Origin of the sequence: Neorhizobium tunisiense (assembly GCF_039631515.1) — a bacterium.
Lineage (GTDB): Bacteria > Pseudomonadota > Alphaproteobacteria > Rhizobiales > Rhizobiaceae > Neorhizobium.
In genome coordinates this window covers 56565-71439 of the sequence record NZ_JBDIUU010000005.1, presented here as the reverse complement: position 1 = coordinate 71439, position 14875 = coordinate 56565, and the positions used below count along the sequence as shown (strand labels likewise).

Annotated in this window: 17 protein-coding genes and 1 tRNA gene; 14 read left to right on the top strand and 4 right to left on the bottom strand. The window is 61.3% G+C overall.

What is annotated here, in order from left to right; all coding sequences use genetic code 11:
• The first annotated feature begins 202 nt into the window (after positions 1–202).
• Positions 203–3043 carry a DNA gyrase subunit A gene (gene gyrA, locus ABCW43_RS18540; protein ID WP_345927099.1) on the top strand — a complete coding sequence of 947 codons (2841 nt, stop codon included), beginning with the start codon at positions 203–205 and terminating at the stop codon, positions 3041–3043.
• Positions 3044–3179: 136 nt separating this feature from the next.
• On the opposite strand, the gene ABCW43_RS18535 is transcribed toward gyrA, so the two are convergent.
• Positions 3180–3317, bottom strand: a complete 138-nt coding sequence (locus ABCW43_RS18535) for a hypothetical protein (RefSeq protein ID WP_210010112.1) — start codon at positions 3315–3317, stop codon at positions 3180–3182.
• Between the two features lie 35 nt (positions 3318–3352).
• A complete protein-coding gene (locus ABCW43_RS18530) occupies positions 3353–3508 on the bottom strand; it encodes a hypothetical protein (protein WP_155414821.1) in 156 nt (51 codons plus the stop codon).
• A gap of 119 nt (positions 3509–3627) precedes the next feature.
• On the opposite strand from ABCW43_RS18530, the gene ABCW43_RS18525 reads away from it, so the two are divergent.
• From ABCW43_RS18525 to tgt, 6 genes are all read left to right on the top strand, one after another.
• Entirely contained in the window at positions 3628–3840 is a 213-nt protein-coding gene (locus ABCW43_RS18525) for a hypothetical protein (protein ID WP_345927096.1), read from the top strand.
• A 103-nt stretch (positions 3841–3943) separates the two neighbouring features.
• Positions 3944–4438 (top strand): pantetheine-phosphate adenylyltransferase, encoded by a 495-nt coding sequence (coaD, locus tag ABCW43_RS18520; RefSeq protein WP_046606987.1) that lies wholly within the window; start codon positions 3944–3946, stop codon positions 4436–4438.
• A gap of 27 nt (positions 4439–4465) precedes the next feature.
• Positions 4466–5038, top strand: coding sequence for a peptidylprolyl isomerase (locus tag ABCW43_RS18515; protein WP_345927093.1), 573 nt, complete (start codon positions 4466–4468; stop codon positions 5036–5038).
• Between the two features lie 55 nt (positions 5039–5093).
• A complete protein-coding gene (locus tag ABCW43_RS18510) occupies positions 5094–5603 on the top strand; it encodes a peptidylprolyl isomerase (protein ID WP_210009440.1) in 510 nt (169 codons plus the stop codon).
• Between the two features lie 65 nt (positions 5604–5668).
• Positions 5669–6754, top strand: a complete 1086-nt coding sequence (gene queA, locus ABCW43_RS18505) for a tRNA preQ1(34) S-adenosylmethionine ribosyltransferase-isomerase QueA (RefSeq protein ID WP_345927089.1) — start codon at positions 5669–5671, stop codon at positions 6752–6754.
• The gene (gene tgt, locus ABCW43_RS18500; RefSeq protein WP_345927087.1) at positions 6751–7881 is read left to right on the top strand and encodes a tRNA guanosine(34) transglycosylase Tgt; all 1131 of its coding nucleotides are present in this window, start codon (positions 6751–6753) and stop codon (positions 7879–7881) included. The genes queA and tgt overlap by 4 nt, the downstream gene beginning before the upstream one ends.
• A 9-nt stretch (positions 7882–7890) precedes the next feature.
• On the opposite strand, the gene ABCW43_RS18495 is transcribed toward tgt, so the two are convergent.
• Entirely contained in the window at positions 7891–8316 is a 426-nt protein-coding gene (locus tag ABCW43_RS18495; RefSeq protein ID WP_345927085.1) for a DUF4864 domain-containing protein, read from the bottom strand.
• 283 nt (positions 8317–8599) lie between these two features.
• On the opposite strand from ABCW43_RS18495, the gene ABCW43_RS18490 reads away from it, so the two are divergent.
• From ABCW43_RS18490 to ABCW43_RS18475, 4 genes are all read left to right on the top strand, one after another.
• A complete protein-coding gene (locus tag ABCW43_RS18490) occupies positions 8600–9763 on the top strand; it encodes an MFS transporter (protein WP_345927084.1) in 1164 nt (387 codons plus the stop codon).
• A 129-nt stretch (positions 9764–9892) separates the two neighbouring features.
• On the top strand, positions 9893–10477 hold the full coding sequence (locus ABCW43_RS18485; protein WP_345927082.1) for a J domain-containing protein: 585 nt from the start codon (positions 9893–9895) through the stop codon (positions 10475–10477).
• Between the two features lie 76 nt (positions 10478–10553).
• On the top strand, positions 10554–11033 hold the full coding sequence (locus ABCW43_RS18480) for a GNAT family N-acetyltransferase (protein WP_345927080.1): 480 nt from the start codon (positions 10554–10556) through the stop codon (positions 11031–11033).
• Positions 11034–11086: 53 nt separating this feature from the next.
• Positions 11087–11176: transfer RNA gene (locus ABCW43_RS18475), tRNA-Ser, on the top strand.
• 44 nt (positions 11177–11220) lie between these two features.
• On the opposite strand, the gene ABCW43_RS18470 is transcribed toward ABCW43_RS18475, so the two are convergent.
• Positions 11221–11940 (bottom strand): Crp/Fnr family transcriptional regulator, encoded by a 720-nt coding sequence (locus ABCW43_RS18470; protein ID WP_345927078.1) that lies wholly within the window; start codon positions 11938–11940, stop codon positions 11221–11223.
• A gap of 91 nt (positions 11941–12031) precedes the next feature.
• Here ABCW43_RS18470 and ABCW43_RS18465 point away from each other — a divergent pair, with 91 nt between their 5' ends.
• The 3 genes from ABCW43_RS18465 to ABCW43_RS18455 all read left to right on the top strand — a co-directional run bounded on the left by ABCW43_RS18465 (position 12032) and on the right by ABCW43_RS18455 (position 14872).
• Entirely contained in the window at positions 12032–12331 is a 300-nt protein-coding gene (locus ABCW43_RS18465; protein WP_445738975.1) for a DUF6894 family protein, read from the top strand.
• Between the two features lie 255 nt (positions 12332–12586).
• Complete coding sequence (locus ABCW43_RS18460; protein ID WP_345927076.1) at positions 12587–13639, top strand: septal ring lytic transglycosylase RlpA family protein; 1053 nt, start codon at positions 12587–12589, stop codon at positions 13637–13639.
• Positions 13640–13705: 66 nt separating this feature from the next.
• Positions 13706–14872: a D-alanyl-D-alanine carboxypeptidase family protein gene (locus ABCW43_RS18455; protein WP_345927074.1), complete on the top strand. Its 1167-nt coding sequence runs from the start codon at positions 13706–13708 to the stop codon at positions 14870–14872.
• The last annotated feature ends 3 nt before the right edge of the window (positions 14873–14875 follow it).

Below are 14875 nucleotides of genomic sequence, written 5' to 3'. Positions count from 1 at the left end.
TTGCAGTCGCATGCGAAGATTGTTAGGACAGGCCGGCAGCGAAAGAAAGCCCACACCGTCCGCGTCGCGGCATGTTTTCGACCTTGTTCAAAAGCCGTGTTAAAGCCGCAAAAGCTGTTCAAAACCATTGTGGAAATTGGCGCTCGGAACCGCTTTCCGCTATAAAAAAGAAACTGATTCCGAACAGAGATCGTGATCCGATTTGACTGAGCAAAGCACACCCGGCGGCGGAAAGCTGCCTCCAGGCATCGAACCCATTTCCATCATGGAAGAGATGCAGCGGTCGTACCTCGATTACGCCATGAGCGTCATCGTCAGCCGCGCCCTTCCTGACGTCCGCGACGGATTGAAGCCGGTCCACCGGCGAATCCTCTACGGCATGTCGGAACTCGGCATCGACTGGAACAAGAAATACGTCAAATGCGCCCGTGTCACCGGGGACGTGATGGGTAAATTCCATCCGCACGGCAACTCGGCGATCTACGATGCGCTGGCGCGCATGGCGCAGGATTGGTCGCTCCGCCTGCCGCTGATCGATGGCCAGGGCAATTTCGGTTCGATCGACGGCGACCCGCCGGCGGCCGAACGTTACACCGAATGCCGTCTCGAAAAAGCGGCCCACGCCCTGCTCGACGACCTCGACAAGGAAACGGTCGATTTCCGCGACAACTATGACGGGACGCTCTCCGAGCCCGTCGTGGTGCCGGCGAAATTCCCGAACCTCCTGGTCAACGGCGCAGGCGGCATCGCCGTCGGCATGGCGACCAATATCCCGCCGCATAATCTGTCGGAAGTGATCAACGGCTGCATCGCCCTGATCGACAACCCGGCGATCGAATTGCCGGAAATGATGGAGATCATTCCAGGTCCGGACTTTCCGACAGGCGCCCTGATCCTCGGGCGGGCCGGCATCCGTTCCGCCTACGAGACCGGTCGCGGCTCGGTCATCATGCGCGGCGTCGCGGCGATCGAGCCGATGCGCGGCGATCGCGAGCAGATCATCATCACCGAGGTTCCCTTCCAGGTGAACAAGGCGACCATGGTCGAGAAGATCGGCGAGCTGGTGCGTGAAAAGCGCATCGAGGGCATTTCCGACCTGCGCGACGAATCCGACCGCCAGGGTTATCGGGTTGTCGTCGAGCTGAAGCGCGATGCCAATGCCGACGTGATCCTCAACCAGCTCTATCGCTACACGCCGCTGCAGACCTCCTTCGGCTGCAACATGGTGGCGCTGAACGGCGGCAAGCCGGAACAGCTGGCGCTGCTCGACATGCTGCGCGCCTTCGTGTCCTTCCGCGAGGAAGTGGTTAGCCGGCGCACGAAATACCTGCTGCGCAAGGCTCGCGAACGCGCTCACGTCCTGGTGGGCCTGGCGATCGCGGTTGCCAATATCGACGAGATCATTCTCCTGATCCGTCGCGCGCCCGATCCGCAGACGGCGCGCGAGCAGTTGATGACCCGTCGTTGGCCGGCTCAGGATGTCGATGCGCTGATCCGCCTGATCGACGATCCGCGCCACAGGATCAATGAAGACGGCACCTACAATCTGTCCGAAGAACAGGCCCGCGCCATCCTCGAACTGCGTCTCGCCCGCCTGACGGCACTGGGCCGCGACGAAATCGCCGACGAACTGAACAAGATCGGCGCCGAAATCAGCGACTATCTCGACATCCTGTCGTCGCGCCTGCGCATCCAGACGATCGTCAAGGAAGAGCTCACTGCGGTGCGCGATGAATTCGGCACGCCGCGCCGCACGCAGATTCTCGATGCCGGCCTGGAAATGGACGATGAGGATCTCATCGCCCGCGAGGACATGGTCGTCACCGTTTCGCATCTCGGTTACATCAAGCGCGTCACGCTCGGCACCTATCGCGCCCAGCGTCGCGGCGGCAAGGGCCGTTCGGGCATGGCGACGCGCGACGAGGATTTCGTCACGCGCCTGTTCGTGGCCAATACCCACACGCCGGTTCTGTTCTTCTCCTCGCGCGGCATCGTCTACAAGGAAAAGGTCTGGCGCCTGCCGATCGGCACGCCGCAGTCCCGCGGCAAGGCGCTGATCAACATGCTGCCGCTGGAGCCCGGTGAACGCATCACCACGATCATGCCGCTGCCCGAGGACGAAACGACCTGGGAGAACCTGGACGTGATGTTTTCCACGACCCGCGGCACCGTTCGCCGCAACAAGCTGTCGGACTTCGTGCAGGTCAACCGCAACGGCAAGATTGCCATGAAGCTGGAGGAGGAGGGCGATGAAATCCTCTCCGTCGAGACCTGCAAGGGCCCGAACCTTGACCTCAACGAGCCCGGCGACGACGTGCTTCTGACGACCGCGCTCGGACAGTGCATCCGCTTCCCCGTCGATGACGTGCGTGTCTTTGCAGGCCGCAATTCGATCGGCGTGCGCGGCATCACGCTCGGCGAAGGCGACCGTATCATCTCGATGACGATTGTCGGCCATGTCGATGCCGAACCGTGGGAACGCGCAGCCTACCTCAAGCGCTCGGCTGCCGAACGGCGTGCTGCAGGCGTCGACGAGGAGGATATCGCGCTGGTCGGCGAGGAAGTCACCGAGGAGGGACAGCTTCCTGACGATCGTTACGAGGAGTTGAAGGCCCGCGAACAATTCGTGCTGACGGTTTCCGAAAAGGGCTTCGGCAAGCGGTCGTCCTCCTACGACTTCCGCACGTCGGGCCGCGGCGGCAAGGGCATCCGCGCCACCGACACCTCCAAGACCGCGGAGATCGGCGAACTGGTCGCGGCCTTCCCGATCGAGGACAACGACCAGATCATGCTCGTATCCGATGGCGGCGTGCTGATCCGCGTGCCGGTCAATGGCATCCGCATCGCCAGCCGCGCGACGAAGGGCGTCACGATCTTCTCGACGGCCAAGGACGAGAAGGTTGTTTCGGTCGAGCGCATCAGCGAGCCGGAAGGCGACGAGGAGAACGGCAATGATCTGCCGGAGGAAATCGCCAGCGAGACCGGTGATCTCGGAGCAGCAGCCCCGGAAGCCGGACCGACGGATGAGGGTGCGGCCGAATAAGCCGCACTCCCATCAAGCGCTGGGCAAATAAAAAGCCGGAGGATGAAAATCCTCCGGCTTTTGTTTGAACCGCTTGCGACGGGAAGTCTGCGTGAACGCGGTTCGCTACCGTTAAATCATCGGAATGCGCAAATCGTCAGAATGCGCTGTGGCGGCGCGCGAAATCCCTGAAATCCTTCATGTCGGCGCGTTCGCGCCTGAGCTCGGAAATCGTCGAGGCCACGGAAGCCACGAACATGATGCTGATCAAACCTGCAAGTACTGTCAACGTCACGAACATGGGGTTCCTTTCTCGTCCGTGTATCCGCCTCAGTAATACGAGAGATCGCTATAACGGCCCGTTACCTGCGGATAATTCAGATCTGCCAATTGGGATTTATCTTGATAAAGGGTTACCGTTGCCGTCAGCATCACCGCAATCATGGCCGTCCAGACCAGGTTGATCATGGTGATCTTGTCCAGCATGATCGTTTTCCTTCTCGCGATCATCGCCATCCGTCCTTCTTGTTAGCCTGAACGCGCATCGCACAAACAGGTTCCACCGCATTTTGAGGGATACTTAACCGTGTCGCTCTGAAGCCTCCTTGAATGGTCTGTTCATCTGGCGTTCAGAATTCGAAGTCTTTCAGGCTTCTTCCGGCCCGAAGGCGACAATGAAGGCCTCCAGTGCAAAAGCGAGAACCACGGCTCCCAACACCAATAAAGCCAGCATTTTTGGTCGTTTCTCCCGAGATACGGACGGGTCTTACGCCCGCCACGATCGCCAGAAGACCACAGCACCGCTGAAACGCCCTTGAACGGGCCATTCATCTTTCGTTCAGAATTGCGAGATGCTTGCGGTTGGGCGGCTTCCGTGACAAAAGGCGTCAAAATTTCGCTGAAACAGGCCCGGACCTCGGCATGACCACTGCTTTCTATCCCGGTTCTTTCGATCCGATGACCCATGGCCATCTGGATGTTCTCGTCCAGGCGCTCAACGTGGCGGACAAGGTGATCGTCGCGATCGGCATTCATCCGGGCAAGGTGCCGATGTTCACCTTTGAGGAGCGGGCAGAGCTCATCAGCGCCTCGCTCGCCGAAGCGCTCCCGGGCAGAGCCGGGCACGTCTCCGTCGTTTCCTTCGACAAGCTGGTGGTCGATGCCGCCCGCGCCAACGGCGCCGGCCTCTTGATCCGCGGCCTGCGCGACGGCACCGATCTCGACTACGAAATGCAGATGGCCGGCATGAACCGGCAGATGGCGCCGGATATCCAGACCGTCTTCCTGCCGGCCGGCACCGCATCGCGGCCCATTACGGCCACATTGGTCCGGCAGATCGCGGCGATGGGCGGCGACGTCAGCGCCTTCGTGCCTGCCGCGGTCCTCAAGGCCCTGAACAACAAGCTGAAACGCTGATCGTTTCCGAACCCCGGAGTTCTTTCCATGAAACTGCTTCGTCTTGCCATTGCCGGCGCTTTTGCCCTCGCTTCGATGGTCCTGCCGGCGCTTGCCGGCCCGGATGATGTCCTGACCATCCAGCTGAAGGATGGCCCGGTGGTGATCCAGCTGATGCCGGAAGTCGCGCCGAAACATGTGGCGCAGATCAAGGCGCTCGCCGCCAAGGGCGAATACGACAATGTCGTCTTCCATCGGGTCATCAACGGCTTCATGGCCCAGACCGGTGACGTGCAGTTCGGCAAGCAGGGCGGCAAAAGCTTCAACCCGGCCCGGGCCGGCATGGGTGGATCGGAAATGCCAGATATTCCGGCCGAATTCTCGAAAGTGCCGTTCGAGCGCGGTATCGTCGGCATGGCGCGGTCGCAGGATCCGAATTCCGCAAACTCGCAATTCTTCATCATGTTCACCAAATATCCGAGCCTGGACGGCCAGTACACCGTGGTCGGCAAGGTCGTGTCGGGCATGGAATTCGTCGACAAGATCAAGCGCGGCCAGGGCGGCAATGGCGAGGTCACGGATCCCGACAAGATGATCAAGGTCACCGTCGGCAAGAAATAAACGAAGGGCGCCCCGTCGCGGACGACAATCGGGTGCCGAATTAAGGAGAAAGCACATGGCCGAGATCAAGGATCCGGAAAATACCCTCATCATGGAAACCACCAAGGGCAAGGTTGTCATTTCGCTGCTGCCTGACCTGGCACCGGGCCACGTCGCCCGCATCAAGGAACTCGCCCGCGAAAACGCCTATGACGGCGTCGTTTTCCATCGCGTCATTCCCGATTTCATGGCCCAGACGGGCGATGTGAAGTTCGGCAAGCAGGGTTCCGAGAGCTTCAACCCGGCCCGCGCCGGCATGGGCGGCTCGGAAAAGCCGGACCTGAAGGCTGAATTCTCCGCCGTCCCGCATGTCCGCGGCACCTGCTCCATGGCCCGTTCGCAGAGCCCGAACTCGGCCAATTCGCAGTTCTTCATCTGCTTCACCGACGCGCCGTGGCTGAACAAGCAGTACACCGTCTGGGGTCAGGTCATTGAAGGCATGGACTTCATCGACCAGATCAAGAAGGGCGAGCCGGTCAAGGATCCCGACTCGATCGTTTCGGTACGCGTCGCCGCCGACGTCTGATCTAACTTAAACGAACGGCCCGCTCCGTCTGTCGGCGGGGCGGGTTTCCTATTTCTGGAAAGTCCATGCGCGTCGATCTCTTCGACTTCGATCTCCCGGAAGAAAATATAGCGCTGAGGCCCGCGAGCCCGCGCGACAGCGCCCGGCTGCTCGTCGTCAGGCCGGACGGCGAGCCGGTGCTTGCCGATCACCGCGTGTCCGATCTGCCGGGTTTTCTAAAACCGGGCGATGCACTGGTCTTCAACGACACCAAGGTCATACCGGCACAGTTGGAAGGCATCCGCCACCGCGAAGGGGCGGGCGGACAACAGGTCTCCGCGACGCTGCATATGCGTGTCGCCCCCGATCGCTGGAAGGCCTTCGCCAAGCCCGGAAAGCGCATCAAGATCGGCGACCGGATCGAATTCGGACATGGCGGCAATGCCTGCCTGATCGGTTCACTCGCCGCGACCGTGGAAGACAAGGGCGAGGGCGGGGAAGTGACGCTGCGCTTCGACCTTTCCGGCCCGGCGCTGGATGAGGCGATCATGGCGGTCGGGCACATTCCGTTGCCGCCTTATATAGCGGCCAAACGGCCGGAAGATGCGCAGGACCAAAAGGACTACCAGACCATCTATGCCCGCGAGGAGGGCGCGGTTGCCGCCCCGACCGCCGGTCTGCATTTCACGCCGGACCTGTTCGCGAGCCTTGATGCCGCAGGTATCGAACGGCATTTCGTGACGCTGCATGTGGGGGCGGGCACCTTCCTGCCGGTCAAGGCCGACGACACGGCCGAGCACAAGATGCACCATGAGATCGGCCATGTCAGCGCCGAGACCGCCGCGCGGCTGAATGCGGTGAAACGCGCCGGAGGCCGCATCATCTGCGTCGGCACCACGTCGCTGCGGCTGATCGAAAGCGCCACAGCCGAGGACGGCACGGTAAAAGCCTGGAGCGGCGCGACCGACATCTTCATCACGCCCGGTTATCGCTTCAAGGCGGTCGATATGCTGATGACCAATTTCCACCTGCCGCGATCGACGCTGTTCATGCTCGTCTCGGCCTTTTCTGGCCTGGAGACGATGCGGTCGGCCTATGCCCACGCGATCGAAACCGGCTACCGCTTCTATTCCTATGGCGATTCCAGCCTGCTTTTCCGGGACAACCGATGACCGAGACTTTCCAGTTCAATCTCAAGGCCACTGACGGCGGCGCCCGGCTTGGCGAAATCACCATGCCGCGCGGCACGATCCGCACGCCGGCCTTCATGCCGGTTGGCACGGTCGGCACGGTCAAGGCCATGTATCTCGACCAGGTGCGCGATACCGGCGCCGACATCATCCTCGGCAATACCTATCACCTGATGCTGCGCCCGGGCGCGGAGCGCGTCGCCCGGCTCGGCGGCCTGCATGAGCTGATCCGCTGGAAACATCCGATCCTCACCGATAGCGGCGGTTTCCAGGTCATGTCGCTGTCGGGTCTTCGCAAGCTCGACGAGAAGGGCGTCACCTTCAAGAGCCATGTCGACGGCAGCCTGCACCACATGTCGCCGGAGCGCTCGATCGAGATCCAGGGCCTGCTCGGCTCCGATATCCAGATGCAGCTCGACGAATGCGTGGCGCTACCGGCCGAACCCAAGGAGATCGAGCGGGCGATGGAACTGTCGCTGCGCTGGGCCGAACGCTGCCGCGTCGCGTTCGGCGATCAGCCCGGCAAGGCGATGTTTGGCATCGTCCAGGGCGGCGACCAGCCGGACCTGCGCATCCGCTCCGCCGAAGGGCTGAAACAGCTCGATCTCAAGGGTTATGCGGTCGGCGGTCTCGCCGTCGGCGAGCCGCAGGACGTCATGCTGAAAATGCTCGAAACGACGCTTCCGGTCCTGCCGTTCGAAAAACCGCGTTACCTGATGGGCGTCGGCACGCCGGACGACATGCTGAAATCGGTCGCGCGCGGGATCGACATGTTCGATTGCGTGATGCCGACCCGTTCGGGCCGCCACGGGCTCGCCTTCACCCGCCGCGGCAAGGTCAATATCCGCAATGCCCGCCATGCCGAAGACCTGCGGCCGCTGGACGAGGAATCGAACTGCCCGGCAGCCCGCGACTATTCCCGGGCCTATCTGCACCACCTCGTGCGTGCCGACGAGGCACTCGGCGGCATGCTGCTGTCCTGGAACAACCTGAATTACTATCAGGACCTGATGAAGGGTATCCGCCTTGCGATTGCCGAGGGCCGGTTCGCAGATTTCTATGCCGAAACCCAGGAAATGTGGGCGAGGGGCGATATCGATCCCGTGTGATCAAGGCGATCAGATGCCCTGGCTGGCGGTGTTGCGGATCATCCGCACGCCGTTCACCTTGTAGGACCCGTCGTCCATCAGCCGCATCTCGTAGATGGCCGTCCAGTCCTTGCCTTCCCTGGCGCTGATCATCACTTCCTGCAGCACCACTTCGCCGCCGCCGATCATCTTCGAGCGGCCGAAGGCATAGTTGCCGGCATGATAGACCGGCTCGTAACTTTTCCGCACCATATCCAGGAACCGGTCCTTGTTGGGATAGAGGCTACGGATTCCGGGCGACGCGAAGGAATAGGCCTTTTCCGCGTCATCGTTCATGAGCGCGGCGATCTGGCCGGAAATCACCGCCTGGGCATTGGCGACCGGATCCTCGGCTTTGACGGCGGTGAAGGAACAGAGAGCGAAACACAGAACGACTGCAAAATATCGAACCAGCATCGGGCTTTCTCCAAGGACGGTACCACAAGGCTAGCGCCTTTAGCCGCAAGGAGAAGATGGCGTCTGCGCGTTTTTCGCGCAACGCCTTTCTTGAAGGCAAACGAATCCGAATGATTACAGGATGATGACGCGTTGAAGCTCCCGCTGCCGTTTTCCGCACATTTTCGTGATATTTCGGCCATCGGAGGCGCAGGGCAGGGTCCCGTTATCGCGGCTTGTCGGTATCGGCCGACGCTGTCAGGAATGCAACGGGAATATTGATTCGCCCGGACGTGCAATTTCGATGAAAAACCTTTTACCGCCGGCCCTGCTTTATTTCAGCAACGCCATCCTGTTCATTTCGCTGTTCACGCGGTTGCCGGCTATCCAGGCGTCGCTGGGAATCGACAAGGCCGCTCTCGGTCTGGCGCTGCTGAGCGCCCCCGTTGGCACCTTTCTCGCGTTGCCGCTTGCCGGACGTATCAACGATCGCTTTACGCCGCGGCTGACGGCACTCGTCACCCTGCCGATCTGCGCCATGCTGACGCCGGCCCTGACAATCCTTCCGGTCGCCGGGTTCGTGATCTGTTTCTTTCTCTTCGGTTTTTTCCGCACCATTTTCGACGTGGCTGCCAACATGATTTCCGCCGGTATAGAACAGCGCACCGGCCGGAAGGTGCTGTCCCGCAGCCACGGTTTCTGGTCGGTCGGCTTGCTGGCCGGCTCCCTGTGTTCCGGCTTCCTGGCCGAAAAGGCCGTGACGCCCTTCGTGCAGCAGACCATGGCCGCCGGTTTTGTCGTCGCCGCATGCCTGCTGGTGTTCTGGGTCACTCCCCGGGAGACGTCTTCGCAGACGCGGCCCGACCACAGGCGCGGGGCATATGTACTTCCCGACAGGATGATCGTGCTGATCTGCGTCATGGTTTTCGGCCTCTGCATCGTCGAGGGCGCGGTCTACGACTGGGGCATCTTTTTTCTGCGCGAACAGCTCAACGCCGATCCGGCGATTGCCGGCGTGCTTTATGCCGCCTTCACCGTCGGCATGGGGCTGACGCGACTTTCCGGCGACATGCTGCGGGACAGGTTCGGATCCATGGTGCTGGTGCGGTTCTCGGCCGTTTCCGTCGCTCTTGGAATTGTCCTTCTCGTGGCGACGCCGAGCCTGACGCTTTCCGGCCTGGCGCTTTTCCTGATCGGCTGCGGCGTGGCGCTCGCTTATCCGCTAGCGGTCTCGACAACGATCGAGCTTGGCAAGGGTCAGCCCTCGGAAAATCTCGCGGCGCTGGGCCTGACGCTGATGTTGTCGACGATCGGCGTGCCGCCGCTGCTCGGCTTCATTGCCGAACATGTCAATCTCGTTGCGACCTTCCTGGTGCTGCTGCCCTGCGTATTGGTCAGCTTTCTGATGGCGCCCGTCGCCGAGGGCCGCCGCTTGACCTGGCCGCGCCGGCGACCCCGGCTGGCTTGACTGCTCTGTGGGAAAATCCCGCAAGGGTAAGGGCTGCCCATAATTGGCCACAAGAGTCGGTGAGGGGTTGAGACCGCTGGCCTTAGCCGTTAGACAATGAAACCGGATTTGCCGAAAACAGGTGACACTGTGATCGACCCTTATGAGATGCTTGGTGTTTCGCGCGAGGCGGATGGCGTTGCCATCAAGTCGGCCTATCGCAAACGCGCGAAAACGGTTCATCCGGATGCCGGCGGCGACGTCGATGCATTCGGAAAGCTGACCGTGTCCTATGAACTGCTCTCCGATCCGGTACGCAGAAAAGTCTACGACGATACGGGTTACGACCCGGAACTCGCCGACACGAAGGACCTGCAGGGGCTGGTGATTCTCGAAACGCTGGTCAACGAGATCATTCTCGACGAGCGCGAGCCGGGAAGTTTCGATCCGGTCGCCGCCATGCGTCGCAAGCTGACCGACAAGATCGTCAATGCCCGCTTCCATATCCTGGAGATGGAGCGCCACCGCGCCCGCATCCGCAACCACATCGACCGTATCGGCCGCAAGCCCGAGACGGACGTTCTGGGCCGCATGCTGAAATCCCGGTGTGAAGCGATCAACGACGCGATCGGCAAGGCCGAGACCGAGATCGGCAACATCGAGCAGGCCTACGGCATGCTGGACGGGTATTCCTACGAAGTCGAGGTGGTCGAGATCAAGACCGCGGCCGAATGAGGGCCGCGGCACCTCTCTTGACACTGAAACCCGCTTCAAGACATAGCTTCAGCCTATTCAATTCAAAGGGTTTTCGATGGCGTTGACCATACGTGAGGCCGTTCGCGGGGATGCGGCGGCGCTGCTCGGTTTCATCCGCGAGTTGGCGATCTACGAAAAGGCCGAGCACGAGGTCGCGGCCACGGTGGAGACGATCGAAAGCTCCATTTTCGGCGAGGCGTCCGTGACCAGGGCGCTGGTCTGCGAAGAGGACGGCGTACCGGTCGGCATGGCGATCTGGTTCTTCAGCTATTCGACCTGGCAGGCGAGAAACGGACTCTATCTCGAAGACCTGTATGTGACGCCGGCGGCACGCGGGCTCGGCGCCGGCAAGGCAATGCTGAAGCGGCTGGCACAGATCGCCATCGAGAACGGTTGCGGCCGGTTCGAATGGAGCGTGCTCGACTGGAACGAACCGGCGATCCGGGTCTACGAGGCGATCGGCGCCGAGCCGATGAACGAGTGGATACGCTACCGGCTTTCCGGCGAGACGCTGAAAAGCTTCGCCGAGAGCTGATGGGGCAGGCGAGGTTGACGCTGGACGCGTGACCGTTATAAAGCCAGCGCACTGGAAGAGTGTCCGAGTGGTTTAAGGAACCGGTCTTGAAAACCGGCGTGCGGGAAACCGTACCGTGGGTTCGAATCCCACCTCTTCCGCCATTTTTGGCGTATCCCATACCGCGCGGTGATATCCCTAATCCCTCTCACCGTGGCTCCACGGACAGGCTGAGATAGGTGGGATCGAATTCGGCCACCTCCTTCAGTCGTTCCCAGTCAAGGATGGTGATCGTCTGGTTGGACCAGGAGATCAGGCGTTCTCGCCTCAATGTCTGGATGACGCGGTTCATGTGGACGAGCGACAACCCCAGCACGTCGGCCATCTCGCCCTGCGAGAGCGGAAAGTGAAAGGCCCAGCCGTTGGTGCGGCGGACCACTCCCAGCCGGACATAGAGTTCGCATAGAATGTGGGCGAGGTGCGAGACCTTGGAGCGCCGCCCCATCGCGACGATCCAGGCGCGGTGGATCGAGCCGTGGATCAGCGTATCGAGCCACAACATCCGGGTCAGGTGCGGATGCTGTTCGGTGACCTGCTTCAGGTCGGCATGGTCGCTGAGGCTTACATGGCATGGAGAAAGCGCAACGATGCCGTGATCCATGGTTTTCAGCAGGAACGCGTGCAGGTCGACGAAGTCGCCGGCGACGTGGATCGCGGTGATTTGCCGCGTGCCTTCTGCCGTGAGTTTGTAGCGGGCCGCAAACCCGTCCACGAGCAGGCTGCTGTAGCCGGGCCTCGACCCCTCGACCACCAGATCTTCTCCCGCCAAGAAACGCCTTTCACGACCCGTGATACGCCTGAGGATGTCGCGCTCTTCATCGGTGAGAAGGTCGTGCTGTTCGAGGTTGAGAAGCAAGGAGTCGATCACGGTTTTCCTCTGTGGGTATCAGTATCCAAGGCAAGAACGGATGAGGAAGCTATATAGATCCCTCCGAAACGCTGACACCGGGCGGGAACAAATGCCGCCAAAGGAAATTCGGTCGATAAGTACTCAAGGCAGTGAGCAAGGCATGGCGCGATATTTCTTCGATCTGATCAATGGCGACGGGCCTGTGCGAGACAATGAAGGTCAGGAAATATCGACCCGCGAGGAGATCAGCCGCGAGGTCAGTCGGATATTGGCGGACATCGCCCGCGAGGAGTTCCCGGATCGGGGGAAGGGTTCGATCTCCATCGAGGTGCGTAACGAATATGGGCAGGCAGTATTTACCGGTCACCTGTCTTTCCAGACGCGATGGCATGATGATCCGGAACTTTGACTGTGCAATAATCGGGTTCCGGTGGAGCTAAGCTTGGGCTGGGGTGGTCGTTGTTAGAGAATGATTAACCATATCAAATAGAATTTTATCTTTCCCCCCGTTTTCATTCGCATTTTTGCCGCGATGCTAGCAAAAGTTCGCTTCCATTGTGTCCGGCGGATAGGGGTATGTCCCGGACCGGTTCAATGGCTGTGAAAAGTGGCACGGTTACTAGGACCGTTTGCGGCGTATTGCAGTGAAGGCGGCATGGGACGGATGAGTTTGGGTGTGAGTGGCGACAAGCTTTCGCTGGGTGCGAAATGGCTCGGGATGACGATGGTCTGCGCGGGGATGGCGTCCTGCGCTACGACTGAGGCACCGAAGTCGAAACCCCGCAGCAAAGAGTATTTCTCCGAAAAGGAATATGGGGTCAAGGCGAGTCCGCGCGTGGTCGGTGACGGCCGCCCGGTGCCGAAAGGGGGCGGCCGGTTCATGGTCGGCCAACCTTACGAGGTAAAGGGTCAGACTTACGTTCCCAAGGAAGATCCGAACTACAACAGGAGCGGTCTTGCTTCCTGGTACGGGTCGGCCTTCCACGGCCGCCTGACGGCCAATGGCGAAGTCTATGACAGCGACCACCTGTCGGCCGCGCATCCGACCTTTCCGCTGCCGAGTTATGCCCGCGTGACCAATATCGACAACGGCACCTCAGTCATCGTGCGGGTCAATGACCGGGGGCCGTATCATCCGGGCCGGATCATCGACGTTTCCGACAAGACCGCCGAGATGCTCGATATGAAGCGGATCGGCACGGCCCGCGTCAACGTGCAATATGTCGGCCGCGCCCGCATGGACGGGAAGGACATGCCGTTCCTGATGGCATCATACATCCGCAAGGGCGATCGCCTGCCGTCGATCCGGCCGGAAGGCCAGATCGCCACCGGCGTCATGGTCGCGTCGAACCAGACGCTGGGCGACCAGCTCCAGAGCTACAGCTCGGCCATGCCGCGTCCGATCGCGCTTGCCGGCCGCACGCCGAGCGCGCCGGCCGCGGTATCTTCCGCGCCTCAGGCCTTCGAGGCCTTCGAGAATTTCTCGATGTTGCCGCAGGTCGGTCCGCATCCGATCGAACGGCCCGTTGCAGGGGTTGCTCCCGCGCAAAACCGGCAGGTCGCGTCGTCCTACCCCGTCGAGGCTCAGGCGCGGCCACCGCAGAGCCGGAACCTGGAAACCGCCTATTCATCCGCTCCGCAGGCAAAAGCCCCGCAGGTCATGTTCGGTAACATGGTGCTGGAAGGTCCCAAGGCCGCTCAAAAGCCCGTGCGCTAATTCATGGGCGATTGCAGGGTGCAGTCGCCACTGCTACGCATAGGTCGGACGGTTCGTGGGGTGATCATGCGGCGCCTGCTGATTCTATTTTGCCTGGTATGCCTGCAAGCCGGAGCACCCTCGGGAGCCGTCAACGCGCAGGAACCGCCGCCCGCCTTCGTGACCAAGGCGAAGCAGGTTTACATGGTCGAGGCGAAGACCGGCACGGTGCTGCTCGCCTCCAACGAAAACCAGGGCTTTCCGCCGGCCTCGCTTGCCAAGCTGATGACTATGGAAGTGGTTTTCAGTGCGTTGAAGCGCGGCGAGATCAGCCGCGACACGATCTTCCCGGTTTCCGAATTCGCCTGGCGCACCGGTGGAGCGCCCTCGGGCACCACGACCATGTTCGCGGCGCTGAAATCCCAGATACGCGTCGAAGACCTCGTCAAGGGCGTCGTCGTCCAGAACGGCAACGATGCCTGTATCGTGCTGGCGGAGGGCCTTTCCCATTCCGAACGCGAATTCGCGGCCCGGATGACGGCGCGCGCCAAGGATCTCGGGCTCGGCCGCTCCGTCTTCGGCAACTCCACCGGCCTGCCGGACACGGAAAGCCGCACGACCGCGCGCGACCTTGTCGAACTCTCCCGCCATATCTTTCGCGAATACCCGGAATTCTATCCGATCTACGCCCAGCCGGATTTTACCTGGAACAAGATCTTCCAGCGCAACAAGAACCCGCTTTTTTCGCTCAATATCGGCGTTGACGGCCTCGGCGCCGGCTTCGCCGAAGGTTCGGGTTATGCGCTGGTGGCGTCGGTGGCACGTAACGGCACGCGGCTCTTCCTTGCCATGGGCGGGCTTGCGAGCGACAAGGAGCGGCTGGAGGAGGCGAGAAGGGTGCTCGAATGGGCGCTGTCCTCGTTCGAGACCAAGGTCCTGTTCAAACAGGGCGAGGTGATTGGCCAGGCGAGCGTCTATGGCGGAACGTTGAGCCATGTCGACCTCGTCGCCCGGGAACCGGTCGATATCTACCTGCCGGCCAATAATCCCGACCGCCTGTCCGGGCGAATCGTCTATCGCTGGCCATTGCGGGCTCCGGTGACGGAAGGCCAGGATGTCGGCGTGCTGAGAATTATGGCGGGCGACCGGGTGGTGCGCGAAGTGCCGTTGGTAACGGCCAAACCGGTCGGAACGGGCAGCCTCGTGAGCCAGGCAACGGACGCGCTGCTCGAACTGATGTTCTTCTGGCTTTGACAA

Bases quoted from the DNA above. Each gene is read 5' to 3' on its own strand.
- ABCW43_RS18480 (WP_345927080.1), top strand. From the start codon at position 10,554: ATGGCGTTGACCATACGTGAGGCCGTTCGCGGGGATGCGGCGGCGCTG.
- ABCW43_RS18460 (WP_345927076.1), top strand. From the start codon at position 12,587: ATGAGTTTGGGTGTGAGTGGCGACAAGCTTTCGCTGGGTGCGAAATGG.
- ABCW43_RS18515 (WP_345927093.1), top strand. From the start codon at position 4,466: ATGAAACTGCTTCGTCTTGCCATTGCCGGCGCTTTTGCCCTCGCTTCG.
- queA (WP_345927089.1), top strand. From the start codon at position 5,669: ATGCGCGTCGATCTCTTCGACTTCGATCTCCCGGAAGAAAATATAGCG.
- ABCW43_RS18530 (WP_155414821.1), bottom strand. From the start codon at position 3,508: ATGCTGGACAAGATCACCATGATCAACCTGGTCTGGACGGCCATGATT.
- coaD (WP_046606987.1), top strand. From the start codon at position 3,944: ATGACCACTGCTTTCTATCCCGGTTCTTTCGATCCGATGACCCATGGC.
- ABCW43_RS18490 (WP_345927084.1), top strand. From the start codon at position 8,600: ATGAAAAACCTTTTACCGCCGGCCCTGCTTTATTTCAGCAACGCCATC.
- ABCW43_RS18455 (WP_345927074.1), top strand. From the start codon at position 13,706: ATGCGGCGCCTGCTGATTCTATTTTGCCTGGTATGCCTGCAAGCCGGA.
- ABCW43_RS18510 (WP_210009440.1), top strand. From the start codon at position 5,094: ATGGCCGAGATCAAGGATCCGGAAAATACCCTCATCATGGAAACCACC.
- ABCW43_RS18495 (WP_345927085.1), bottom strand. From the start codon at position 8,316: ATGCTGGTTCGATATTTTGCAGTCGTTCTGTGTTTCGCTCTCTGTTCC.
- tgt (WP_345927087.1), top strand. From the start codon at position 6,751: ATGACCGAGACTTTCCAGTTCAATCTCAAGGCCACTGACGGCGGCGCC.
- ABCW43_RS18465 (WP_445738975.1), top strand. From the start codon at position 12,032: ATGCCGCCAAAGGAAATTCGGTCGATAAGTACTCAAGGCAGTGAGCAA.